18 protein-coding genes and 1 tRNA gene are annotated in these 22,099 nt (G+C 61.7%); 12 read left to right on the top strand and 7 right to left on the bottom strand.

Annotated features, from left to right (window positions below):
• Positions 1–328 precede the first annotated feature (328 nt).
• Positions 329–1,201 (bottom strand): dienelactone hydrolase family protein, encoded by an 873-nt coding sequence (locus BLW50_RS15285; protein WP_090704082.1) that lies wholly within the window; start codon positions 1,199–1,201, stop codon positions 329–331.
• Positions 1,202–1,410: 209 nt separating this feature from the next.
• Here BLW50_RS15285 and BLW50_RS15280 point away from each other — a divergent pair, with 209 nt between their 5' ends.
• Positions 1,411–2,418: a complex I NDUFA9 subunit family protein gene (locus BLW50_RS15280; RefSeq protein WP_090704081.1), complete on the top strand. Its 1,008-nt coding sequence runs from the start codon at positions 1,411–1,413 to the stop codon at positions 2,416–2,418.
• On the opposite strand, the gene BLW50_RS15275 is transcribed toward BLW50_RS15280, so the two are convergent.
• Positions 2,408–3,082, bottom strand: a complete 675-nt coding sequence (locus BLW50_RS15275) for a sulfate transporter family protein (protein WP_090709174.1) — start codon at positions 3,080–3,082, stop codon at positions 2,408–2,410. The two genes, BLW50_RS15280 and BLW50_RS15275, sit on opposite strands and share 11 nt — an antisense overlap.
• A 190-nt stretch (positions 3,083–3,272) precedes the next feature.
• On the opposite strand from BLW50_RS15275, the gene BLW50_RS15270 reads away from it, so the two are divergent.
• From BLW50_RS15270 to BLW50_RS15250, 4 genes are all read left to right on the top strand, one after another.
• A complete protein-coding gene (locus tag BLW50_RS15270) occupies positions 3,273–4,640 on the top strand; it encodes a malonyl-CoA decarboxylase (RefSeq protein ID WP_090704079.1) in 1,368 nt (455 codons plus the stop codon).
• A gap of 26 nt (positions 4,641–4,666) precedes the next feature.
• The gene (locus BLW50_RS15265; protein WP_090704077.1) at positions 4,667–6,178 is read left to right on the top strand and encodes a malonate--CoA ligase; all 1,512 of its coding nucleotides are present in this window, start codon (positions 4,667–4,669) and stop codon (positions 6,176–6,178) included.
• Positions 6,179–6,536: 358 nt separating this feature from the next.
• Positions 6,537–6,609 (top strand) — tRNA-OTHER (locus BLW50_RS15260).
• Positions 6,610–6,987: 378 nt separating this feature from the next.
• Entirely contained in the window at positions 6,988–8,130 is a 1,143-nt protein-coding gene (locus BLW50_RS15250; protein ID WP_090704075.1) for a slipin family protein, read from the top strand.
• Positions 8,131–8,204: 74 nt separating this feature from the next.
• On the opposite strand, the gene BLW50_RS15245 is transcribed toward BLW50_RS15250, so the two are convergent.
• Complete coding sequence (locus tag BLW50_RS15245) at positions 8,205–9,182, bottom strand: Bug family tripartite tricarboxylate transporter substrate binding protein (protein ID WP_139267632.1); 978 nt, start codon at positions 9,180–9,182, stop codon at positions 8,205–8,207.
• Positions 9,183–9,341: 159 nt separating this feature from the next.
• Here BLW50_RS15245 and BLW50_RS15240 point away from each other — a divergent pair, with 159 nt between their 5' ends.
• The 7 genes from BLW50_RS15240 (at position 9,342) to BLW50_RS15210 (ending at position 16,041) form a co-directional block, all read left to right on the top strand.
• A complete protein-coding gene (locus tag BLW50_RS15240; protein ID WP_090704072.1) occupies positions 9,342–10,436 on the top strand; it encodes a 2,5-dihydroxypyridine 5,6-dioxygenase NicX family protein in 1,095 nt (364 codons plus the stop codon).
• Between the two features lie 2 nt (positions 10,437–10,438).
• Complete coding sequence (locus BLW50_RS15235) at positions 10,439–10,828, top strand: RidA family protein (protein ID WP_090704070.1); 390 nt, start codon at positions 10,439–10,441, stop codon at positions 10,826–10,828.
• Position 10,829: 1 nt separating this feature from the next.
• A complete protein-coding gene (locus BLW50_RS15230) occupies positions 10,830–11,675 on the top strand; it encodes an alpha/beta hydrolase (RefSeq protein ID WP_170850168.1) in 846 nt (281 codons plus the stop codon).
• A 110-nt stretch (positions 11,676–11,785) separates the two neighbouring features.
• Positions 11,786–13,306 carry a sugar ABC transporter ATP-binding protein gene (locus BLW50_RS15225; protein WP_090704066.1) on the top strand — a complete coding sequence of 507 codons (1,521 nt, stop codon included), beginning with the start codon at positions 11,786–11,788 and terminating at the stop codon, positions 13,304–13,306.
• Positions 13,303–14,289, top strand: a complete 987-nt coding sequence (locus BLW50_RS15220; RefSeq protein ID WP_090704064.1) for an ABC transporter permease — start codon at positions 13,303–13,305, stop codon at positions 14,287–14,289. Before BLW50_RS15225 ends, BLW50_RS15220 begins: the two co-directional genes overlap by 4 nt.
• 24 nt (positions 14,290–14,313) lie before the next feature.
• Positions 14,314–15,234: a sugar ABC transporter substrate-binding protein gene (locus BLW50_RS15215; protein ID WP_090704062.1), complete on the top strand. Its 921-nt coding sequence runs from the start codon at positions 14,314–14,316 to the stop codon at positions 15,232–15,234.
• Between the two features lie 180 nt (positions 15,235–15,414).
• Positions 15,415–16,041, top strand: a complete 627-nt coding sequence (locus BLW50_RS15210; protein WP_090704060.1) for a TetR/AcrR family transcriptional regulator — start codon at positions 15,415–15,417, stop codon at positions 16,039–16,041.
• Between the two features lie 22 nt (positions 16,042–16,063).
• Here the strand turns inward: BLW50_RS15210 and BLW50_RS15205 are convergent, their stop codons facing one another.
• From BLW50_RS15205 to BLW50_RS15190, 4 genes are all read right to left on the bottom strand, one after another.
• Entirely contained in the window at positions 16,064–18,184 is a 2,121-nt protein-coding gene (locus BLW50_RS15205; protein ID WP_090704057.1) for an acetate--CoA ligase family protein, read from the bottom strand.
• Between the two features lie 111 nt (positions 18,185–18,295).
• Positions 18,296–19,768: a sensor histidine kinase gene (locus BLW50_RS15200; protein ID WP_090704055.1), complete on the bottom strand. Its 1,473-nt coding sequence runs from the start codon at positions 19,766–19,768 to the stop codon at positions 18,296–18,298.
• Positions 19,769–19,813: 45 nt separating this feature from the next.
• The gene (locus tag BLW50_RS15195; protein ID WP_090704053.1) at positions 19,814–21,235 is read right to left on the bottom strand and encodes a dihydrolipoyl dehydrogenase family protein; all 1,422 of its coding nucleotides are present in this window, start codon (positions 21,233–21,235) and stop codon (positions 19,814–19,816) included.
• Positions 21,232–22,080, bottom strand: a complete 849-nt coding sequence (locus BLW50_RS15190) for a TVP38/TMEM64 family protein (protein ID WP_170850167.1) — start codon at positions 22,078–22,080, stop codon at positions 21,232–21,234. Before BLW50_RS15190 ends, BLW50_RS15195 begins: the two co-directional genes overlap by 4 nt.
• Between the last annotated feature and the right edge of the window lie 19 nt (positions 22,081–22,099).

The raw sequence follows: 22,099 nt of genomic DNA, 5'->3' as shown, positions 1-22,099 counted from the left end.
ATCGGCCGCATTCTTGTCAGGACGGCCGTTTCAACGATGGTCGTCCGCGCAGCTGCGAAGAACTCATGCGTTGGCTTCATGACGGCGGCCATCCTGAGTTCTGGCATGGCGGTTCGTCGGATGAGCGTGGCAGGCCGCACCCGTGTAACGATGGCAGGTTCAGCGACGGTCGTCCTCGCTCTTGCTCCGAACTGATGCGCTGGTTGCATCGGGCGGGGTGAAGCATCCAAGCCTGGACTGCGCAGCCCCGCGATCGGCGGCTTCTTGCAAATGATCCGGACTGCGAAGCAGCCCGGATCGTGAGATTTCAGAAATTACAGCGCCGGTGTCAGGCGCCGTTCGCCTTGAAGAAATCGAGCGCCCGCTTGAGCGCCAGTTCCGCATCCGCCTTGCGATAAGAGGGGCGATAGTCGGCGTGGAAGCCGTGCGGCGCGTCGGGATAGACATAGATGACCGACTTGCTGCCGGCCTTCTTCAATTCTTCTTGGACGGTTTCGACCTGTTCGAGCGGAATGCCGGGATCCTTGCCGCCATAGGCGCCGATGACGGGCACTTTCACATCGCCGGCGAAGTCGAGCACTTGCTGCGGTTGCAAGTCGTTCTTCGGATTGGTCAGCGGGCCGTAGAAAGCGGCGGCGGCTTTCAGGTTCGGGTTGTTCTTGGCGTAAAGCCAGGTCTGCCGGCCGCCCCAGCAGAAGCCGATCACCGCCAGCCGGTCGGTATTGGCGTTGCCGCTCGCCTTGGCGAAAGCGACACAGGCATCGAGGTCGCCCTTCACCTGGGCGTCGGGCACTTTCGAGACGACCTCGGCGATCAGTTTCGGCACTTCGGTATAGGCGGCCGGATTGCCCTGGCGGGCGTAGAGTTCAGGCGCGATGGCATAATAGCCGGCCTTGGCGAGGCGCCGGCAGACATCCTTGATATGTTCATGGACGCCGAAGATTTCCTGGATCACCAGAACCGTGGGGAAGGGGCCGCCGCTGGCCGGAAAAGCGCGATAGGCCGGCATTTCAATACCGCCGGAGGGCACTTTCACCTCGCCGGCGGTCAGCCCATCAGCCGGTGTGGTGATCGTCTGGGCATTCAGCGGGCCTGTGGCCAGCGTAAAGCCGGCGACACAGCTCGTCATGAAGACAAAACCGCGTCGGTGGAGGTCGAGCGCCGTCGGCGCGGTGAGCGAATGCTGATGAGCGTCGTCCATGGGGTCTCCCTGCTGCGGCAAAAATCCACCGGCCTCACGCTGTGAATGGGCCAGTATTCCAATGACATATCAGTGTCTTTGGTTGCAGAAACCACACAAATTTGTGAGATGACAGTGCCAGGAAAGCGCGTGCGATCTGTACAGTAGCCGCGCGCTCGACTAATCATCGCGCCGAAGCCCCGCGCAGGGCCGCACACGACGGAAATGACATGACAAATCCCCTCGATAAGAACACCCGGATGGTAACCGTTTTCGGCGGTTCGGGCTTCGTTGGGCGCCATGTCGTGCGCGCTCTGGCCCAGCGTGGCTGGCGCGTGCGGGTCGCTTGCCGGCGGCCGGATCTGGCGTTCCATCTGCAGCCGCTGGGCCGCGTCGGCCAGATCCACGCCGTCCAGGCCAATCTGCGGTATCCGGCTTCGGTCGCTGCGGCGCTTCAGGGCGCCGAGGCCGTGGTCAATCTGGTCGGGATTCTGAACCAGAGCGGCCGCCAGCGTTTCGATGCCGTGCATGGCTTTGGCGCCGGCGTCGTGGCGCAGGCCGTGCAGAAGGCCGGCATCAAGACATTCGTGCATATGTCGGCCTTGGGCGCCGATGCGGTCTCGGAATCGGCCTATGCCCGCTCGAAGGCGCAGGGCGAAGCGCATGTGCGCGAGATGGTGCCCGGCGCCTCGATCCTGCGGCCGTCGGTAATCTTTGGACCCGAGGATGATTTCTTCAACCGTTTCGCCGCGCTGGCGCGCATGTCGCCGGTTCTGCCGCTGATCGGCGGCGGCGAAACCAAGTTCCAGCCGGTCTATGTCGGCGATGTGGCGCAAGCCGTCGCCTGCCTGCTCGACAGTGAAGTGCCAGCGGGCCGCACCTGGGAACTGGGCGGGCCGGAAGTGAAGACCTATCGCGAACTGATGCAGATCATCTGCACCACCATCGGCCGCAAGCGCCTGCTCGTGCCGGTGCCTTTCGCGTTGGCCAATCTCAAGGCGTTCGGCATCGAAGTTGTCAATTCGCTCAGCCTCGGTCTTTATCCGAAGACGCTGCTGTTGACGCGCGATCAGGTGAAACTGCTCAAGAGCGATAACGTTGTTTCCGAGGCTGCCAAGGCGTCAGGTTCGACATTCGAGGCGATGGGGATCGCGCCCGATACGATCGAGGCCGTCATTCCGAGCTACCTCTATCGCTTCCGCCGCGCCGGTCAGTTCGAAAGCAACGTCACGGTTTAAGCGCATAGCCGCGCATCAGCCGCTTGTGGACGCGCACCATATAGGCGGTGCCAAAAAGCGGCGTCAGCAGATTGACGATCGGCACGGCCAGAAACAGGGCGATCGGAAAGCCGCAGATAAAGAGATAGACCGCGTGCCGGCGGCGCAGCGCTCGCACGTCTTCCAGCGGATGATAGCGCAGCGCCGCGAGCTCGAAATATTCCCGCCCCGCTAGATAGGAATTGGCGACGAAGAAGGCGATCACATTGACGCCGGGCACGAGCAGCAGCAGCAACGCGCAGAGATTGACCACCAGCGAGACGAGCGCGAATTTCGCCGCCAGCCAGATCGACCGGCCAGCGGGCAAGGGCGTGCCCGGCACCCCCAGCGGATCGCTCTCACGCTCGGCCCGCTCCGCCAGCTCGTCGAGGAAAAAACCGGCGACCAGCGAGGAGACCGGCGCCACCAGGAAGGCCATCCCGACAAAAAGGCCAATGCCGGTGAGGACCGACAGGAGGGTTGCGGCCCAAGGCCAGGGCACGGCGATATAGCCGACAATCAGATGGTCGAGCCCGTACCAGACGAGCGCCAGCAGCACCAAGGTCAAGGCCAGCACTTTCGCCAACACGCGGCGATAGGGCGGTGAGAAAATCTGCGGCAGCGCCTGGGCGGCGGATGGGAACATGGGCATGGGTCTCCGGCGCCCCAAAATGGGGGCCACGCCGATGGGACGCAAGGCCGGTTGTGCCCTGACGAGGGTTTCCAGTCATAAGCTTTGATCCGCCATAAATCCGACTTCGCGCCCATATTGTTTGCTGAAAAGGCCAGCTATGCTGCCGTCATAGTCGGGCTTGTCCGCAAGATCGGGATGACTGATGAGCAATGCGTTTTTCTCCGACCTGATGACCACGATTGCCGATCGCGGGCGCACCTTGCTGCGGTTGGAAAGCGCACCCATTGATCCGCACGAACAGGCGCTCGATCTCGTCAGCCTCTGCGAGCAGTTGTTGTCGGGCCGTGGTGAGGCATCCGGCACGGCGTTGGCGCGCGAAGTGCTCGATCGCTATGCGCGGCTCGATGCCGCTGGCCACGAAACCTTCTTTCTGCATCTCGCCCGTGATTTCGGGCCCGATCCAGCGCGGCTGGCGCCCGCTGTCGAAAAATGGGAGCACGAGCGGAGCGACGCAGCGGCGACGGAATTGCACTATGCGTCGGAGCCGCGCCGGCAGGAATTGCTGCGCCGGCTGAACCGCGCGCCCGGTGGCACGGCGGCACTGGTCGTCATGCGCCAGCATCTGCTCGAATTGCGCGGCAATCCTGAGCTGCGGGTGATCGACAAGGATATCGTTCACTTGCTCGGCTCCTGGTTCAATCGCGGCTTTCTGGTGCTGCGGCGGATCGATTGGTCATCGACGCCGGCCAATGTGCTGGAAAAGATCATCCGCTACGAAGCCGTGCACGCCATCCACGATTGGGACGATCTGCGCCGGCGCATCGATCCGATCGATCGGCGTTGCTACGCCTTTTTCCATCCAGCCATGATCGACGAGCCGTTGATCTTCGTCGAAGTGGCGCTGACGGCGGACATTCCCGGCGCCGTGCAGCCCTTGCTGGCGGAGCAGCGCGCGATCGTACCGCTGAAAAAAGCGCGCACGGCCGTCTTCTATTCGATCTCCAACTGCCAGCAGGGATTGGCGGGAATCTCTTTCGGTAATTTCCTCATCAAGCAGGTGGTCGAGGAATTGCGCCGCGAACTGCCCAAGATCGAGAATTTCGTCACCCTGTCGCCCGTGCCGGGCTTTATGAACTGGTTGACGCGCAAGGGCCGGGAGCCGCTGCCGGCGGAAGACCAGCTGATCGTCGATACCCTGCATGATCTGGAGTGGCCGCAGCACGGCCCCTTCAATACCAGGGCCAAGCCTCTGCTTGAGGCCCTGGCGGCGCAATATTTCCTCGAGGAAAAGAGCGCCAACGGCCGGCCGCTCGATCCCGTGGCCCGGTTCCATCTGGGCAACGGGGCGCGGCTGGAGCGGATCAACTGGCTCGGCGACCGTTCAACCAAAGGAATGCTTGAATCCGCCGGCCTGATGGTGAATTACCTTTATGATCTCGACGACATCGAGAAAAATCATGAGGCCTATGCCAATCAGGGTGAAGTCGCAGCTTCGTCGGCGGTCCGAAAAATGCTGAAATCCGGATCGTCGCGGCGCTGGCTGCCGAATGTCACGTCTGCCAAAGGCTGAGGGCGGGAAACGAGCCGGGAAGTCATATGCCGTCTTATCTTTACGATCTGATCGCGCGCCGCGCGCCATCGGCCGACAAGGTTTTTCTCGAAACGCCGGAAGGCCGCAAGCTGACCTATGGCGATCTCGCAGCGGGTTCCGCGCGTTTCGCCCATGCGCTGGCCTCGCTCGGTGTCGTCGCCGGCGATCGTGTCGCCGTTCAGGTCGACAAATCGCCCGAAGCCATTTCGCTCTATCTCGCCTGTCTGCGGGCGGGCGCGGTCTTCCTGCCGCTCAACACCGCCTACACGCCGGCGGAGATCGAATATTTCCTCGGCGACGCCAAGCCGCGCGTCTTCGTCTGCGATCCGGCGAGCCGCGATAAGCTGGCGGCCGTTGCTGGGAAGGCCGGTGCGCACATCGAGACTTTGGGCACCAAGGAAAATGGTTCGCTGCTTGATCTCGCCCGCCAGCAAGCGACAACCTTCGCCGACGTCGAACGTGGCAAAGACGATCTGGCCGCCATTCTTTATACGTCGGGCACCACCGGCCGCTCCAAAGGCGCCATGCTCAGCCACGACAATCTGGCGTCGAACGCGCTGACTCTTGTCGACTACTGGCGCTTCACCAAGGACGACGTGCTGATCCACGCGCTGCCGATCTATCACACCCACGGCCTGTTCGTGGCGATGAACACGCTGCTGCTCGCCGGCGGCTCGATGTTCTTCCTGCCGAAGCTCGATGCTGATCTGATCATGAAGCTGATGCCGCGCGCGACGTCGATGATGGGCGTGCCGACTTTCTACACCCGCCTGCTGCAGCATACGGGCCTCACCAAGGACGCGACGAAACATATGCGCCTGTTCGTCTCGGGTTCCGCGCCGCTTCTGGCCGAAACCCATCGCGAATGGCGCGATCGCACCGGCCACGCCATTCTTGAACGCTATGGCATGACCGAAACCAACATGAACACGTCGAACCCTTATGACGGCGATCGCGTCGCCGGCACGGTCGGCTTTCCGCTGCCTGGTGTCAGCGCCCGTGTCACCGATCCCGACACCGGCAAGGCCTTGCCGCAAGGCGAGATCGGCATGATCGAGGTCAAGGGCCCCAATGTGTTCAAGGGTTATTGGCAGATGCCGGAGAAGACCAAGGCGGAATTCCGCGACGACGGCTTCTTCATCACCGGCGATCTCGGCAAGATCGACGACAAGGGCTATGTCCACATCGTCGGCCGCGGCAAGGACCTGGTCATCACCGGCGGCTTCAACGTTTATCCGATCGAGGTGGAAGCCGAGATCGACGGCATGCCCGGCGTTGTCGAGAGCGCGGTCGTCGGTCTGCCGCACGCCGATTTCGGCGAGGGCGTTACCGCTGTTGTCGTGCCGCAGAAGGGCGCCAATCTCGACGAGAAAGCGATCATCGCCGCCCTGGAAGAACGCTTGGCCAAGTTCAAACTGCCCAAGCGCGTGCTCTTCGTCGACGAATTGCCGCGCAACACCATGGGCAAGGTGCAGAAAGCAGCACTACGCCAGACCTATAACGATCTCTATAAATAGTCGGGCGAAAGGACAGCGAAGCTCTGTGCCGCTGTCCTTTCACTCAAGGCGTTGCAAACTTCGGCAGGCCATTCGCGGCACCTCAAGCAACGCAGAAACGCGCTGTCCATATATATCAGCACTCTCTCTCGTCGGCTGCCAGGCTGTTCGCACGTGGTGCTGCCTGTTGCCGTTGCGCAACATCGCCTTGCTGTTTCGCGCGCGATAAAGATTTGCGCTTGTGATTGCGTATGAAGGCGATTAAACGCGCCCTCCCGGTCGTCACTCGATGCGGATGTCAACGGACGGAGTTCAAAACCTCCTCCCGTGCAGTCGGTTCTGCCGTTCTGTATACGGACGCCACGTCGAAGGTCGGAATGCGGATATAGCTCAGGGGTAGAGCGCCGGCCTTAGTGCCGAAGGCATGGGTTCGAGTCCCATTATTTGCACCATTGGATAGCTCAGTGGGTAGAGCATCAGACTGCGGATCTGACTGTCGAAGGTTCGACTCCTTCTCCAAACACCCTGCCAAGGTGTTCGATCTTGACGGTTCGGGAGCCGGAATGCCGAAGGCGGACTGAAGGCCGAAAGGTCTTTTGGCCGTTCTGAAGCCTGGGGCGCAAGCTTGAAACGCGGTGAAGATGAAGCCGCAGGCTGGTCGGCCGAAGGAGCTTTGCTCCAGACGCCCGCTCGCATGCTGTGACGTCCGCTCCCGCAGGTCCGCAAGCGCTCTTTGCCACCGGCTCCCGGATCATTGCCGGGGCATATGAACGTAAACAAGCGAAAGGAAAATTCGGTCGATGACTTAGCGCACCGAAGGAGTAACGAACATGGCAAAGCTTCTTGATAAGATCCTGGGACGCAAGCATGTCCTAGTGAAGGAAAACGAACGCATCGTCGCTCTGCACAAGGGCGAGCTGCTTGGCGTCTATGGTCCCGGCATTCATCATCTCCCGAACCGCCAGAACAGTCTGGAGTTCGTGCGATGCGACTTGACCAATGGCGTGTTCGTTTCGATCTATGAACATGCCCTTTTCGACAAGCTCCCGGATGTCGCGAACCAGCATCTGACCGTCTTCCGTACGGCCGCCGCCGAAATCGTGGTGATCGAGCGCGACGGCGCGATTTTCGCGGTGATGCGGCCGAACCAGAAGCTCATCGTCTGGAACGATGCGGGGCCGTGGGCGGAAACGCGTATCGATGTGTCGGACAGCCTCGCGGTTGATCCCACGCTGATGCGCCGCATCGTTCAGGTCCGCAAGACCGAGGCGTTGAGCATGCATCTTGTCAATGACGGGCAGGTGGGTCTGCTCTCCATCGATGGGAAGCAGGTCGGTGAGCTCGATGCCGGCATGCACGGCTTCTGGAACGTCGGCAAGGGCGTGCAGGTGAAGGTGATCGACCAGAAGTGGCAGGCGCTCGATGTCACGGGACAGGAACTCCTGACTCGTGACCGTGTGACGATCCGCATCAACATCGCCGCTGAATACCGTGTCGTTGACCCGGTCAAGGCGGTGAACGAGGTGAAGGACTTCACCGATGCGCTCTACCGCGCGTTGCAGGTCGTCTTCCGTCGTACGCTCGGCAACCTGACGCTCGATCAGATCCTTGCAAGCAAGGTGACGATCAACGAAGAGGCTGCCGGCAAGGTTCGCGAGAACATGGCGGCGATCGGGATCGAGATCTCGAACATCGAACTCAAGGACGTGATCCTGCCGGGTGAGATGCGCGAGATTCTCAATCAGGTCGTGACGGCGGAAAAGCAGGCCGAGGCCAATGTCATTCGCCGCCGCGAGGAGACGAACGCGACCCGTTCGCTTCTCAACACGGCGAAGGTCATGGCCGAGAACCCGGTCATGCTGCGGCTGAAGGAGCTTGAGGCTCTGGAAGCCATTGCCGGCAAGGTGGAGCGTCTCACCATCCACAATGGGACGGGTGGCTTGATGAACGATCTCGTCAAGCTGCGCGACTGAAAAAATAGAGCGCCGCCCGGCATCGGCCGGCGCTTACTGTTTGGTTTCGCAACGTCTTGCTTCGTTGTGATTTGTTACTGCGGCGTGAGATTGGCCAGCTTGCTGATGTTGCGCCAATAGTCCATGTCGCTGACAAGGCGCTTGCGCACATAGTCGCGATCGCCGAGCAGCGGATCGCCGCCTTGCGATTTCAGGAAATCCTTGGTCTCGGGCATGGCGGTGATCTGATTGAACCAGGTGGCCAGTTGATCGTTGATCTCGCGCGGCACGCCGGCGGGAACGAAGACGGCCCACCAAGGCGCGACGACCACGCTCGGCACGCCGGATTCCTGCATGGTCGGAATATCAGGTGCGGCTGATGGGCGCCGCGTGCCGGTCGTCGCCAATATCCTCACCTTGCCGGCATGCTGCTGGCCGAGCACATACATGACATCGCCGAAGGCGAAATCGACCTGCTGGGCGGCGACATCGGAAATCGCCTGGCCCGTCGCCTTATAGGTGACCTGGGTGACGTCGAGATTGGCTTCCTTCAGATAGAGCACCGTCGAGGCGATGGCCGATGTGACAGCCCAACCATAGGTGGCTTTCGGTCCCTTGTTGCGCAGATAAGCGGTGAGATCGGCGACATTCTTCACCGGCAGTTGCGGATGGACGGCGAGCGCGAACACCAGTTCGGCGACAGCCGTCACCGGCTCGATGTCTTTCAATGTGTCGAAGCGCAGGTTCTTGTAGATAGCCGGGCTCGCGGCGAGGCCAGCCACGCCGCCGAAGAGGATCGTATAGCCATCGGGTTTCGCCGAGGCGATGGCTTCCGAGGCGATGTTGCCCGCTGCACCCGGCTTGTTGTCGATAACGACGGTGGCGCCGGACACCTCGGTCAGCTTTTGCGCGAACCATCGGCACATGATGTCGGCGCCGCTGCCGGCGGGAAAGCCGAGAATGATCTTGATGGGGCGGTCCGGATAGACGGCGAAGGCGGGCGTGGCAGGCAGGGCCGCTACGAGGCCACACACGATGAGAGCCAATTTCAGCATGCTGTGCAAACGGGCCATGTTTCCTCCGCTGATTTTGATTTTCTGATGTTTGCGCAAGGATAAGCCAAAAGCGTCGACGGGACGACCAGTCCTAATATCGAATGATATTTGTTATTGACAATCGAACGGTATTCGTTTTTAAGACCTCGCATGGCTCAATTTTGAGGGAGAGGCGCCGTGTCGAGCGAGACCACCAACCAGGCCGAACTGTCATTTCTGTTCCGTCAGGAACTCGAACTCTGCAAAGTCAAAGCGGGATCGCAGGTCGTTTTGGTGACCGACCTCACCACGCGACAAGATTATATTCAGGCGGCTTTCGCCGCTGCCGATGATCTCGGCGTCCGAATATTTGAGATCAAAATTTCAACGCCCTTCCATCCCAATATGATTGCCAGCCAAGGCGGCGGCGATACGATCTCGGCGCTGCCTGGCGCCATTCAGGCGATCTACTCCGCCGATCTCGTGCTGGTCTTTCATGTGGCTTTGGGCTCGCCTTGGATGCAACAGGCGCGCAGAAAAGGCACGCGCTTCCTGCTCGTGATCGATGGTCCTGATGAGCTCAAGCGCCTGATGTCGCCTCCTGGCCTCAAGGAAGCGGTCAAATACGCGCGCGATCTTTGTGCTGCATCCAAGGAAATGCGCGTCACCAGCGCCGCGGGCACGGACTTCGTCGCCAAGCTCGGCAAACTCAACACTGTGTGCCAATGGGGCTACGCGGATGAGCCCGGTCATGTCGACACCTGGGGCGCCGCGCATTTTTCCACCTGGGCCAATCCTGGCGAGAGCGAAGGCACAGTCGTGTTGAGCCCTGGCGATGCTTGGATCCTGCCTTACGTACGCTATTTCGAAGGCGAAGTGCGCCTGACGATCGAGAAAGGCCATATCGTCAAAATCGACGGCCATGGCAGCGATGCGCGCCTGATGCGGCAATTCATGAAAAGCCACCAAATCAACGCCAATGACATGCGGCCCTATGCGGTTTCACATCTCGGCTGGGGGCTCAACCCGAATTCCTATCTCGATCAAATTGCGCTTTACGGACACGACATCAACCGCATCGCCAGCCACACACGGGCTTGGCCTGGCGTCTTCCTCTTTTCCACCGGCCCTGACGATCAAGGCGGCGGCACCAATTCAACGCCGGCCCATCTCGATCTGCCGATGTTCGATTGCAGCGTGGCACTCGATGGCAAGGTCATCGTTGATGCTGGCGTCGTGGTTGACGAAAAAATGCGCGTCAAGCCAATTGACGCGCGTCGGATCGCGGCTTGACCATGGGCTGGTCGCAGCTTCTGCCGGCCGGCATGTCCAAGCCGGCGGCGCCCTATTCCCTTGGCGCCAAAAGCGCTGATGGATGGGTTCATACCGCTGGTCTTGTCGCCATTGATGCTGACGGCAAGACCATTGGCGTTGGCGACATCAAGGCGCAGACCCAGGAAGTTCTGCGGTTGATGCGAAGTATCGTCGAAACGGCGGGGGGCACCATGGCCGATATCGTCTCGGTGCAGATCTTCATCAGGAATTTCGCCGACTATGCGGCGATGAACGATGCCTATCGTGCCTTCTTCGGCGACGCAGCGTTCCCGCCGCGCTATTGCATCCGCGCCGATCTCGTCAAAGAAGAATGGCTGGTGGAAATGGCCGCTGTCGCGAAGGTCGGTTGAAATGCGTATCGACGATTATCCGGAGCAGGAGCCGTTCTCGGAGTTCGGCCGCGCTTACCGCGATGCCTGCATGATGTTGAGTGAAGGTCTTGAAGGATATGAGCATGCCTATGGTGTTCATCCGAGCCAGAGCATCATGGTCTTTCCGGCGGCCCAGCCGATTGGCATTACTCTCATCTTCATGCACGGCGGCGGCTGGACCAATGGCTATAAAGAAGAGATGAATTTCCTGGCGCCGCCCCTTAATGCTCACGGCATTTCGCTCGTAACGGTCGGCTATCGCCTGGCGCCGCAGTTTGTCTTTCCTGCCAATGTCAATGACATCGCCGATGCTATTGGCAAGGTCCATAGTCTTGCCGGCATCTATGGCTTGCATCGCGAGCGTTTCTTTCTGGGTGGCCATTCGGCCGGCGGGCATCTTGCGAGCCATTTGGCCGTGCGCGGCAATTGGCAGGCATCGCGTCGGCTGCCGGACAATGTCCTGAAGGGCTGCTTGCCGGTGTCCGGCAGTTATGATTTTACGCCCGGCTCAGGTTTTGCCGCGCGCCCGCGCTTTCTCGGCACTGAGGACAGCTTGAACGAAGTGCCGGCCAGCCCGGCCTTCGTGACACAGGTCACGACCGTGCCCTTTCTTCTCGCCTTCGGCTCGCGCGATTTTCCGCACCTGATCACGCAGGCGCATAAGTTTCACATGGTACTCAAGACGAAGGGCGCGCAGGTGCAGACGCTCGAACTGCCGGATGAGGACCACATCACCGCCATCACCTCGGCCGCGCGCGCCAACAGCTTCTGGATCGAGGCGGCAGCATCTTGGATGAAGCAGGTCGTGCTCACTGAAGCTCGATAGCGCGGCAACCCTCGCTACGGGTCGTCGCGCATCAATAATAACTACCATTCGATATTATTGACAAACGAATAGCATTCGATATTGTAGCGCCATTCATCGAGGAAACGCTCGTGCGCAATTCCGATCATCCCCTGCCGGGCGGCATGGCCTCGGCGGAAACGGCCCCGGCTGGCCTCGTGCGCCATATCAGCAAGCGCTTCGGCGCCACTTTAGCACTGCGCAACGTGTCGCTCGCCGTCCATCGTGGCGAAGCCCTGGCGTTGCTCGGCGAAAATGGCGCCGGCAAATCGACCCTCATCAAAATTCTTTCTGGCGTCTATCAGCCCGACGAAGGCGAAATCCTCATTGATGGCAAACCGCAGGTCTTCGCGGCGCCGCCCGACGCTATCGCTGCTGGGATTGTCCTGATCCCGCAGGAATTGCAGGTCGCCGGCCAACGCTCGGTCGCCGAAAATATTTGTCTCTCTGCCATTCCTGCACGCCGCATGCTCGGCTTTGTTCCGTCCCTTGATCGCAAGCGGATGCGCGAGACATCCACCGCCATTCTGGCGCGGCTGGGCAGCTCGATTGATCCTGATGTAAAAGTCGGCCGGCTCTCCTTTGCTGAGCGTCAGATGGTGGTGGTCGCCCGAGCTCTGACGAATCAGGCGAAGGTGCTGATCCTCGATGAGCCCACGGCTTCCCTGGGCGATGCCGACACGGAACGCCTGCTCGACGTGCTCGTCGGCCTCAAGCGCGATGGTGTGGCGATCATCTACATCACGCATCGTCTGCCGGAAGTGCGCCACATCGCGGAGCGCTGCATGGTATTGCGCGACGGACAGCTTGCCGGTGAATTCAGCGCGCAGAATTTCGACGAAGCCGCCGTGACCCTTGCGATGAGCGGACGCACGACAGTGCTGGTGGAAAGCAGGGTCAGTGCGCGGCGCGACGAAAGCGTCCTCGCCGTGCCGTTGGGCCGGCGCAAGATTGCGGTGGCGAGCGGCGAAGTCGTTGGCGTCGCTGGTCTCATCGGCAGTGGCGCTGCCTCCAGCGTACGCAAGCTGTTTGGCCTTGGGGATCAAACGATACAGGTCGATACGGGCGCTGGCTCACTGGTGATCGATGATCCTGGCGCCGCCATCAAAGCAGGCTTCGGCTTCGTTGCCGGCGAGCGCTCCCTCGGCGCTTTTCCCAATCTCACGGTGCGTCAGAACATTATCCTTCCCTATATCAACGCCTATTCCAATCCACTGTATTTCCATCGCAAGCGGATTGATTCGGCGGTTGCGGATCTGCTCACCTTGCTGGATGTGCGACCTGCCGATCCGAGCGCGAAAATGGGCGCGCTTTCCGGCGGCAATCAGCAGAAAGTGCTTTTTGCCCGCTGTCTTATCGGGCAGCTGCGTCTCTTGCTCCTCGATGAACCGACGGCGGGTATTGATGTCGGTGCCAAGGCGCGCATCCACAGGCTCATCGATGACTTCGTGCGCGCTGGAGGCAGCACCATCGTTGCCTCCACCGACATGCCCGAGCTCGTGTCCTTATGTGATCGCATTCTCGCTGTGCGGGCGGGCACGGTGGTCGCAGATCTTCCACGTGGCAACGGCTTCGATGAACCGGCCATTCGTTCGGCAATGGGGAATACATGACAATGGTGGATATACCGGCCCGCACCATGGAGCAGCCAAAGACCATGCGCCTTCGCGTTCACCTGCTCGATCAGGTGCCCGTACTGGTGCTCGTCGTGGCCTGCCTTATTGCCGCTTTGCTCAGCAATCGCTTTGCCACGCCGGGCAATGTCACCAACATCCTGCTGCAGGCTTCGATCTTCTCGATCATCGCCATCGGCATGACATTCGTCATTATCACCGGTGGCTTCGACCTTTCGGTTGGTTCGACGGCAGCGATGTCGAGCTGCGTCGCCGCTTTTGTTATGCTGGAAACCGGTCACTGGTTGCCAGGCATATTCGCCGCGCTGCTGATGGGCGCGCTCATCGGTATCGTCAATGGCCTCATCATCGCTTACCTGAAGGTCAACCCTTTCATTGCTACCTTGGGCACGATGACGCTCGTCCGCGGCGCCGTCCTGCTCATGACCCATGGCGCGCCCGTTGTCGGCGACGGTCTGCCGCCGGATTTTCTGGCCTGGGGCATCGGCCGGCACCTGGGCATTCCCAACCTCGCTTGGGTCGCCATTGTTTTGGCCGCGATTTTTAGCTGGGTTCTGCATCGCACCCCTTTCGGCGTGCGCGTCTTCGCCATTGGCGATAATCGTCAGGCGGCGTTCTTGTCTGGGGTCTCGGTGCCGCGCGTGTTGATCGCGTCCTACGCGCTGTGCGGCGCGCTCGCGGGTGTCGGCGGGGCATTGCTCACGAGCCGCCTCCAATCAGGCCAGCCCACGGCCGGAGAATTCTACGAACTCACTGTCATCGCCGCCGTGGTGCTGGGCGGCGCCTCTCTCAAGGGCGGCGAGGGTTTTCTGTACAAGAGCATCGTCGGCGTCTTGATCATGACCGTGCTGTCGAACGCGCTCAACCTGATCAATGTCGATTCCTACTGGCAGCGCGTTGCGGTCGGCATTGTCATCGTCATGGCCGCTGCGATCGACACGCTGCGCCATCGTCGCGCCTGATGTTTTCACCAGAGGGAGGGAAAAATGAATATTGCAAGAAGTGTCTTGGCCGCACTGGCGGCGGGCGCACTCACCGCGTCGGCGTGGGCCGCCGATGGCAAAGTCACGATTGGCGTTTCGCTCGCTTCCGATACCAACCCCTTCTATATCGCCGTCAAGGACGGCATTCAGAAGAAGGCCAGGGAGATGGGCGTCGATGCGGTGTTCGTGACCGCCAACGAAGACGCCGCGCGGCAAATCAGTGGCATTCAGGATCTCATTGCCCGTGGCGTTGACGCGCTGCTTGTTTCGCCGATCGATTCGGCCGCGGTCGTGCCGGCCTATCAGATGGCGGGCGGCGCCAATATTCCGGTGGTCTCTTTGGTCCGTTTCGTCAACTCCCCCTATCAGAAGCTGGAGGTAACTTTCGATTGGAAAGAGATTGGCCACAAGGTTGGCGTACGTATTGGCGATGAGATCGGCCGTAAGGGCAAGGTCGCGGTGATCGCGGGGCCCGTGGGGGCGCAGCTTTTTCGCGATCTTGCCGCCGGCTTCAAAAGCGCCATCGCCGCCTATCCCGATATCAAGATTGTCTATGACAAGGATGTTGCACTGACCCGAGAAGCTGGCCTCAAATCGGCGGAAGATGCCCTGAGCGCCCATCCCGATCTTGCCGCGATCTATGGCGGCAATGATGAAGTGGCCCTGGGCGCGGTGCAAGCGGTGGCCGCTGCGGGGCGCGCGGGCAAAACAGTTGTCGCCGGCCTCAATGGTGTTCCGCCAGCGATCAAGGCCGTGAAGGACGGCTCGCTTCTCCTCACCTATGATCTCAATCCCACCGGTTGGGGTGCCGCGGCATTCGATGCGGCGGTTGCCTATGCGCGCGGCAAGTCGGTCACGTTGAAGGACATCAATCTGCCCAGCACCCTGGTCGATCGCTCAAACGTCGATCACTATCTGAAATAATCCGTTGTGGCTCGCCTCTGTCTTCCCGGATGATAGCCGCAATCGGCCGGGAGCCAGGGGCGAGCGATTTGACAAGCGCTTGATCTCGGTAGTTTCCTTTGCACCGCAGGTGCTCCGGCGCTATAGCGCTTGATCAGGAGGCGCGATCAGCGTCTTCCGTTGGCATGAATTGGTTTTCGAATGGCCCAAGTCAAGAAAGAAGCCGTCCGCGCGCGCATTCTGGAGGCGGCGGCGCGCATGTTTGAAGAAAAGGGCTATGTCGGCTCATCCATGGGTCAGATTGCGCAACGCGCCCATGTGTCGAGCGCCAATATCTACGCTTATTACCCATCCAAGCTCGACATAGTCTTTGCCATTTTCGAACCTTGGATCATCGAGCGCATCAATCAGATTGAACTTGAAGCGCGCAGCATCAAGAATCCCAAGCAGCGCCTCACCTATGTACTGGCGCGGCTGTGGCGCGATATCCCGCGCGAGCGCAATAATTTCTTCAACAACTTCATCCAGGCTATTGCCGTATCCACGTCTGCTGAAGGCTATCGCCCTTCGATCCTGATCGCGATGCGCGAACGCATCCGTGGTCTCGTGGTCGATTGCTTGCCTGAGGGTCGCAACCAAGGCGTCGATACCGACGCCTTCACCCATTTGGCGGTGATGGCCTTTGATGGCTTTGTTATCAATGGCCATCTCACGTCCGATTCCACCTATATCGACAGGATTGTCGAAGCCACCTGCATGCTGCTGCTTGGCGAAGGGGGTGAGGAAACCTCAGCGAAGTCGACCACGAAAGCGCGCGCGAAGAGCTAACTCCCCGGTTCGGACGCTTTCCTCACTGCACGACGATCAACGCATCGAGCGCCACGGCGCCTTCGCCCTCAGCATGGACGACGACCGGATTGATATCGACCTCGGCCACCTCGGGGTGGGCCATGATGAAGGCGCCGAGTTTTGCCGCGATGGCGGCTGCCGCCTCGACATCGCGGGCCGGCGATCCCCGGAATGGGCCGAGCAATGCCGCGCCCTTGAGGCGACGAAGCTCAGCCGCAATTGCCTCGACGCCGACATCGGGCGCCAGCGTCACCACATCATGCAGAGCTTCCGTGAAGACGCCGCCGAGGCCGATCACCAGCACCGGACCCCATTCCTTGTCGTTGCGTGCGCCGAAGATCAGTTCGACGCCGCGCGGCGCCATTTTCTCAACGAGGACGCCATCGAGCACCAGATCGGGCCTGGCCAATGCGACATTGGAATAGAGCCGCGACCAGCCGTCAGCGATCTCCTTGTCGGACGTCAGCCCTAGGATCACGCCGCCGGCATCGCTTTTATGGGCGAGTTCGCGCGCTTGCGCTTTCAGCGCCACTGGAGTGCCGATGCGTCGAGCGGCGGCTTGGGCGTCTTCGATCGTCGTGACGAATTCGGCCGGTGGCACCGGAATGCCTTCGGCGACGAGAATGGTCTTCGCGTCATGTTCGGCGATGATGCCGGAGAACAATTTGTGCTTATAGGGCTTCCGCGCCACGGCCACCGCCGGCACAGGCTTGCGCCGGTAATAGCGCTGCAGGAAAGCGAGCGCGCGCTGGCAGCGTTCAGGCGAACGGAAGAAGGGAATGTTCAGCGCCCGTAATTCGCTCAGCGTTTCGCGCGGCACATCGCCATCGTCGCCCAGCATGGCGATGATGACGGGTTTTGAAAACGTCTTCTCTTTGGCCGCATCGACGATCGGCTTGAACTTGCGCGCAGCGGTCGCGGCTGAGGACAGGATGCTGGCATAGACAATGCTGCCGAACGCATCGTCGGCGAGCAGCGGATCGAGCGCCTTGCGATAGAGCAGGGGATCGATCAGCGCCTGCGCCGTCAGGTCGAGCGGATTGGTGGCGTGGATGAGATCCGGCGCCAAGGTGGCGAGACTGTCGTGCGATGTCGCCGACGGCTGCGGCAGATCAAGGCCGATGTGCTGGCAATAGTCGAGCGACATGCCTTTATAAGCGCCGGAATCGGTGATGATCGCCGGACCTTCCGTGACCGGCGTGGGAAAGCGGATGAACAGTTCCGCCACGTCGATGAGTTGCTCCAGCGTTTCGACCACGGCGACGCCTTCGCGCTCGGTCAGCGCGCGCATCACGTCCCAATCGCCGCTCATGGCGCCGGTGTGGGTTTGCGCCGATTCGCGCGCCGCAGCGCTGCGGCCAGGATGCAGCAGGACGACGGGCTTGTGCAGTTCGCGCGCCCGCTGCATCAGCGCCAGGAAGCGCTTGGGATTGCGGAATTGCTCGGCGACCAGCGCCAGCACATGGGTGGTCTCATCCTCGATCATCAGGTCGAGAAAATCCTCCAGCCCGTTCAGCGCTTCGTTGCCGGTCGAAACGAACAGAGACACGGCGATCTCATGGGCATGCAGCGCCGTGCGCAGAACCGTCGCCATGGCGCCCGATTGCGAGACGATGCCGACCGCGCGACGGCCGGCGAGGGGCACATGGTCGGTCGGCGCGAAGGTCATCGGCACGCCGTCGACATAATTGATGAAGCCAAGGCAATTGGGGCCTTCGATCGCCATGCCGGCATCGCTGACGATCTGCGCCAGTTGCTCCTGGGCCTTGCGGCCTTCGGCATTGAGTTCGGCGAAACCGGCGCCAAAGACGACGACACCGCCGACGCCGCGCTCGATGCAGCCTTGTACCGCGTCCATCACAGCCGTCTGCGGCACCGCCAGCACCGCGCAATCGACGCCCTGGGGCAGGTCGCGGGTCGATTTCAGGCAGGGCCGGCCGTTGATCTCGGCGCGCTTCGGATTGATGAGATGGATCGCGCCTGTGAAGCCAAAGCGGTCGAGATTACCGAGCACACCGTTGCCGAGCGCGCCGGGCGTGGGCGATGCGCCGACGATGGCGATGGATTTTGGCCGCAGCAGCCGTTGAATGGCGTGTTGCGAGGCGGTTTTGGCGGCTGTCATGAGAATGGCTGCTCTTGCTTGTTGTCGGCTGCGCGGCGGAGCGCCACGCAGTCTTCCTCCAGGGAGGTCGCAGCCTAATCAATCTCAGGAACGCTGATCAAGCAGGATCACTCAGAGGCCACGTGGCGGCAGCAGAATGCGGAAGGTGGCGCCGGGGCCAGCGTCCTGGGGCAGCAGGATGATTTCGCCGCCATGGGCGTGCACGATCTCGGCCGCGATGGCGAGGCCGAGGCCGGTTCCGCCCGAGCGCGCCGAGCCACGGAACGCTTCGAACATGGCCGCGCGCGCCCGTGCCGGAACGCCAGGTCCATTGTCGGCGATCTCGATGATGATCTTGTCGGGCTCGCGCCGCGCGGTGATGCTCACCCGCGGCTCTTCGCCGTCGTGGGTTCCCGCTGCATCGAGCGCATCGACGGAGTTGCGGCACATGTTGAGGAGAACGCGCAGCATCTGCTCGGCGTCGGCGACGATCTTGACAGTGTCGGCCACACCATTGTCGAGCCCGACGCGATGGCTTTGCGGCGCGACCACCTCGAAAGCCTCGTCGACCAGGGCGCGCAGGCCGAGCTGGCTGAACTGCGGCGCGCTTTCCACCGCCCGTCCATAGGTCAGTGTCGACTGGCAATAGCTGATGGCACGGTCGAGGGTGGCGATGAGCTTCGGGCCTGTCGAGCGCACCACCGGATCGGAGGAAGAGGCCAGCCTGTCCGACAGCAATTGCGCCGTCGACAGCATGTTGCGCAGATCGTGATTGATCTTGGCGACGGCGAGGCCGAGCGCCGCCAGATGTTTCTTCTGCCGCAATTCGTCGACAAGCGTCGTTTGCATGCCGGCCAGAGCGGTCTCGGCATCGCCGATCTCGTGCAAGCGGCCCGAGGGCTCGATGATGCGCGAAGCGTCTTCCGGATCTTCACCGTATCGTTTCAGATTGTCTGTGAGTCGGCGCACGGGCCTCAGCACGAAGATGTGCAGGGTCGCGACCGCCAGCGCCGCCAGCAGCACGGATAATGTCAGCGAGACCAGCAGCACATTGATCGACCGCGCCCACATGACGTTGCGCAGCGCCGTTTCGTCGATGGTGATGTCGATATATTCAGCGCCCATGGGCGCGTCGCCGACGACGCTGATCGTTCGGCCCTGACGGCCAAACAGCGTGCGCAACGCCGACATCATCGATTCCATCGGCGTCGCCGTGCGCAGATCGTAGCGCTCGTCGACACTCGGCGGCATGTCGGAAGAGGCGAGAAGACGGCGCGACGAGGGGAGCTTAAGCGCGATCGACTGGGCGCCGACGCTGGTGAGCAGATCGTTCTTCAGCTGCTCGGGCACCATTTCATCGGGCGCCGCATCGAGCACCAGGGCGGCGATATAAGCGGCGCTCAATTGATCGCGCAGACGATAATTACGGAAGGTGGCCATCCACGGCAGGAACACCACGACCTGCACCAGGAGGATGAACGCCACCGTGCCCAAGAGGACGCGCGAGATCAGGCCAATCCGCACCGCCCGCTGGCGCTCCCGGGGCAGGGGAGCTTCCAGTGGCAGGGATTCTGTTACTGCGCCAGGTCCAACTTTGGCGTCCATACTACCCTTTTACCGTATCTGCGGCGGTTTGTATCCGCGCCGCCTCTATCCGAATTTCCGCAGCAGCCCAATGAGGCTCTGAACCGACGGACTCCGAAACTTTGCTGAAAAATGTTGCAGTGCTGTCCGCCGCGAGGCGTCCGCCAGGCTCATGGCGGGAACCGGCATCGCGGCCATATCCTCTATCCGTAGCCTTTTCGTGGCGGCGAGCTGCCAAGGTGCGATCAGTTCATGGGCCTGAGGCCCGATAATCGAGGCGCCGAGGATGCGGCCATCCCCGCCAACCACAGCCTTGACATGTCCTGGCGCCGGCAGGCCGGTGTGGGCGGCGTCCGCTTCGCTCAGAGGCAGGCGATAGAGGCGCAGCTTCGCGTCTTGAGCGCGGGCTTCCGTCTCGGTCAGGCCGGCGGTGGCGACCGACGGGTCCGTATGGATCACCCGCGCCACGCTGGCGGCGGCGAAGGACACGGGCTGGCGAAACAGCAGATGGCGCAACAGCAGGCTGGCTTGCGATTGGGCTGCCTGCGCCGACCCCGCGCCGATGACATCGCCGATCGCATGGACGCGCCAGTTACTGGTGCGGAGATTCTGCTTCACCTTGATGCCGTCATGGTCGAAAGCAACGCCGGCCTGTTCAAGGCCGATGGCATGGACGTTGGGCGCGCGGTGTCCGGCGATCAGCACATGGGTTGCGGCACAGGTCTCGTCGTGGCCATCATGCCGATAGGAGGCGTTTAAGCCGGACCCGTCGGGATCGATCCGGATCGTATCGACGGGCGCATGCAGAACAATGCCTTCGCGCATCAGCGCGTCCAACAGGGGTTGGCGCAACTCCGTGTCGAGATCGGGCAGCAGCGCACTCTCGGCAATCACGGTGACTTTGCTGCCGAGGCGTTGATAGGCCTGCGCCAATTCCAGCCCATGCACGGACGTGCCGATGACGAGCAGGCGGGCAGGCAGTTCCGTCAGCGCGAAAATCGTTTCGCTGGTCAGCGCGCGGACATATTCGAGCCCGGCGATGTGGGGCAGGAGCGGCGCGGCGCCAGTGGCAATGACGAAGCGCCGGGCTTCGACGCGGACATCGCCCGCTTCAACCGTTTTCCTCGAGATGAAACGCGCCGCGCCGTGGATCACGCGCAGATTCATCGCTTGCAGCCGTGCGGCGCTGACCGATGGCGCGATGGCGGCGATCGCGGTTTGCAGACGCGCCTGCACTTGGGCGTAGTCGAAGCGCGGCTCGCTGGCCGCAAGACCGAGCTTGTCGGCGCGGCGCATGACATATGCCGCCCGCGCCGTCTCCGCCAAGGTCCGCGCCGCCACGCTGCCGGCATTGAGATGCGTGCCGCCCATCGCCCCTTTTTCAATGAGGACCGTGGGCACGCCAAAGGCGGCCGCGCCCATGGCCAGGGCCAATCCGCCGGGCCCAGCGCCGATGATGCAGATGTCGGGCTTCAGGGTTTCGCTCATGAGCGATCCGTCGGCCGACCTAGCGGAACGGTCTGGCGGGCAGATTGGCGGCCCTGCGTCAGCCGGCGCAGGAGAATCGGCGCCAGAGCCAGGAGGCCGAGGCTGACGAGGGCCAGGATCATTTGCGGGGTGACCAACTGGTGCGGCTCCACATGCATGCGACAATCGGCCTGACCCGACGCCAGGCAGGCGGCGAAGCCCTGTTTCTGCATGGTCAGCACGGCGTCGATGCCGGCGCCAGCCAGACCATAGGTCAGCGTCGCCGGCAGAACCCCGACAAACGTAACCCAGAGGAAGGTGAATGGTCTGATGTTGGTCAGGGCCATCGCCAGATTGATGACAAAAAACGGGAAGGCAGGCGTGAGTCGCAGAAACAACAGGTAAGATACGGCGTTTTCGTGGAATCCCGCGCGCAGCTTCTGCACCAGCGGCCAGGGGCGGTGGGTCAGGCCGTAGCCGAAGGAGCTGCGGGCAAACAGAAAGAATAATGTTCCGCCCAGGCTCACGGCACACAGCGAGACGCCAGCGCCGATCAGGCCGCCGAACAGAAAGCCGCCCGTCATGGTCAGCGCCGGGCCGCCAGGCACGCCGAGGGCGGCGGTCGTGGCAAAGACCAGGAAAAACAGAGCTATAGAGGGAAAATAGTGGCGGCTGACGAAGCCTGCCAGCATGTCCCGGTGTTCCACCAGCATGTCGAGGGACAGAAACCGGGTGAATCCGCTGGCAAAAAGCAGCCCGATGGCGGCGGCAGGCAGGATCAACGGCAGAAAACGGATCAGCCGGCGGCGTAAGCCACCCGTCGGGCCGAATGCATTGCCCTGGTCCCTCGCTGTTTCCCTCGACATGATCCTCCGATAGCGGATT

Source organism: Beijerinckia sp. 28-YEA-48 (assembly GCF_900104955.1).
Taxonomy (GTDB): Bacteria; Pseudomonadota; Alphaproteobacteria; order Rhizobiales; family Beijerinckiaceae; genus Terripilifer.
This window is presented reverse-complemented; position numbering and strand designations above follow the sequence as displayed.

Excerpts from the sequence above, each read along its gene's own strand:
- BLW50_RS15285 (WP_090704082.1), bottom strand. The coding sequence starts at position 1,201 with ATGGACGACGCTCATCAGCATTCGCTCACCGCGCCGACGGCGCTCGAC.
- BLW50_RS15280 (WP_090704081.1), top strand. The coding sequence starts at position 1,411 with ATGACAAATCCCCTCGATAAGAACACCCGGATGGTAACCGTTTTCGGC.
- BLW50_RS15275 (WP_090709174.1), bottom strand. The coding sequence starts at position 3,082 with ATGTTCCCATCCGCCGCCCAGGCGCTGCCGCAGATTTTCTCACCGCCC.
- BLW50_RS15270 (WP_090704079.1), top strand. The coding sequence starts at position 3,273 with ATGAGCAATGCGTTTTTCTCCGACCTGATGACCACGATTGCCGATCGC.
- BLW50_RS15265 (WP_090704077.1), top strand. The coding sequence starts at position 4,667 with ATGCCGTCTTATCTTTACGATCTGATCGCGCGCCGCGCGCCATCGGCC.
- BLW50_RS15250 (WP_090704075.1), top strand. The coding sequence starts at position 6,988 with ATGGCAAAGCTTCTTGATAAGATCCTGGGACGCAAGCATGTCCTAGTG.
- BLW50_RS15245 (WP_139267632.1), bottom strand. The coding sequence starts at position 9,182 with ATGGCCCGTTTGCACAGCATGCTGAAATTGGCTCTCATCGTGTGTGGC.
- BLW50_RS15235 (WP_090704070.1), top strand. The coding sequence starts at position 10,439 with ATGGGCTGGTCGCAGCTTCTGCCGGCCGGCATGTCCAAGCCGGCGGCG.
- BLW50_RS15230 (WP_170850168.1), top strand. The coding sequence starts at position 10,830 with ATGCGTATCGACGATTATCCGGAGCAGGAGCCGTTCTCGGAGTTCGGC.
- BLW50_RS15220 (WP_090704064.1), top strand. The coding sequence starts at position 13,303 with ATGACAATGGTGGATATACCGGCCCGCACCATGGAGCAGCCAAAGACC.
- BLW50_RS15215 (WP_090704062.1), top strand. The coding sequence starts at position 14,314 with ATGAATATTGCAAGAAGTGTCTTGGCCGCACTGGCGGCGGGCGCACTC.
- BLW50_RS15210 (WP_090704060.1), top strand. The coding sequence starts at position 15,415 with ATGGCCCAAGTCAAGAAAGAAGCCGTCCGCGCGCGCATTCTGGAGGCG.
- BLW50_RS15205 (WP_090704057.1), bottom strand. The coding sequence starts at position 18,184 with ATGACAGCCGCCAAAACCGCCTCGCAACACGCCATTCAACGGCTGCTG.
- BLW50_RS15200 (WP_090704055.1), bottom strand. The coding sequence starts at position 19,768 with ATGGACGCCAAAGTTGGACCTGGCGCAGTAACAGAATCCCTGCCACTG.
- BLW50_RS15195 (WP_090704053.1), bottom strand. The coding sequence starts at position 21,235 with ATGAGCGAAACCCTGAAGCCCGACATCTGCATCATCGGCGCTGGGCCC.
- BLW50_RS15190 (WP_170850167.1), bottom strand. The coding sequence starts at position 22,080 with ATGTCGAGGGAAACAGCGAGGGACCAGGGCAATGCATTCGGCCCGACG.